This is a genomic window from Xanthovirga aplysinae (genome assembly GCF_009711365.1).
GTDB lineage: Bacteria > Bacteroidota > Bacteroidia > Cytophagales > Cyclobacteriaceae > Xanthovirga > Xanthovirga aplysinae.
Window position 1 is genome coordinate 1 of sequence record NZ_SMMB01000206.1, and the last position, 681, is coordinate 681.

A 681-nucleotide genomic window follows, 5' to 3' on the forward strand; every position below is an offset into this window, starting at 1 on the left:
TAAATACAAATATCGGCAGCAGTATTTAGGCTTTCCCTCACCATTTCTTCTGCAGATAAATGAGGAGCATGATTTTTTAATGCTCTTGCAGCAGCTTGTGCAAACATGCTTCCTGAACCAATTGTAGCAATTCCATTATCAGGCTCCAAAACATCCCCTGTACCCGAAATGATTAAAACCTCATCTTTATCTGCCACAATAAGCATGGCTTCCAACCTTCTCAAGTAACGATCCATCCGCCAATCTTTGGCCAATTCGATAGCCGCCCTTTTCATTTTCCCTCCATAGGCATTCAACTTTTCATCGAAGCGTTCTAATAAAGTAAAAGCATCAGCGGTTGAACCTGCAAAACCTGTAACTATTTTTCCATCCTGCAGTTTTCTAATTTTCTTCACATTTGTTTTTGCGATGGTGTTTCCCATTGTAGCCTGACCATCGGCACCAATGGCTACTTCCCCATTATGCAATATTGCACAAACAGTTGTGGACTTAACTTTTTCCATAAGTTGATTTTATTAATATTTTTGGAATTTGAACTTTTGTAACCTCAAACCATATTGACCCCTCTCCTATTTTTTCTTTGAATTCCCCTAAAATCTTTCCCAAAATAACACTTTGAAAATAGGGAATTAAGAAAAACAAAAAAAGTCCCGCCATAAACTAACGGGACTAAATATTTAA

At 37.6% G+C, this 681-nt stretch carries 1 protein-coding gene; it reads right to left on the reverse strand.

Translation table 11 applies throughout. The features are described 5' to 3' along the window. Positions 1–503 (reverse strand): ATP-dependent protease subunit HslV (gene hslV / locus E1171_RS00420; protein ID WP_155203025.1); only part of this gene is annotated, 503 nt, incomplete at its 3' end. Between the last annotated feature and the right edge of the window lie 178 nt (positions 504–681).